The organism is Leclercia tamurae (genome assembly GCF_025566055.1).
GTDB lineage: Bacteria > Pseudomonadota > Gammaproteobacteria > Enterobacterales > Enterobacteriaceae > Enterobacter > Enterobacter tamurae.
In genome coordinates this window covers 1-453 of sequence record NZ_JAMHKS010000036.1, presented here as the reverse complement: position 1 = coordinate 453, position 453 = coordinate 1, and the positions used below count along the sequence as shown (strand labels likewise).

Annotated in this window: 2 protein-coding genes; both read left to right on the top strand. The window is 59.6% G+C overall.

Features of this window, described 5'->3' with window-relative positions; all coding sequences use genetic code 11:
• The coding region (locus M8318_RS00185) for a T6SS immunity protein Tli4 family protein (RefSeq protein WP_262660571.1) at positions 1-310 on the top strand (310 nt) is incomplete at its 5' end.
• 12 nt (positions 311-322) lie between these two features.
• Positions 323-453: PAAR domain-containing protein (locus M8318_RS00180; RefSeq protein ID WP_262660572.1), on the top strand; the 131-nt coding region annotated here is incomplete at its 3' end.

Here is a 453-nt window from a genome sequence, read left to right as displayed (position 1 = left end):
AGGCAAGGAGGAATCGCTAACCGAGCCCCATCTTACTGCGGGACTGGCGGTACTGGAACGCAGCAATGAAAACGGTAAACCACCGCCCCCTGCCTTCAAATCGGACAAAGAGGCTTTGGAACTGTGGGACGCCATTGTCGATTCGATCCGCGTGCGCCCGACGTCTTCATCGCCGCGTGGCGGAAATGCCGGTCCTTCCCCTGCTCCGAAACCCGCTACGCCTGGCGGCCAAACGCTCGGTGATGACTATGTCTATGAGGAATTCCTCTCTAGCCTGAAGCCAAAAGACAGCTGGCTGGACGACCTATAGGAGCAACCCGCGATGGACATCATTCGCCTTGGCGACACCACCAGCCATGGAGGCACGGTGATTGAGGCGTTCGGCCAGACCGACCTGAACGGCAAGCCGATGGCCGGTGTAGGCCACCAAGTGGTTTGCCCCTTGTGCAAGGG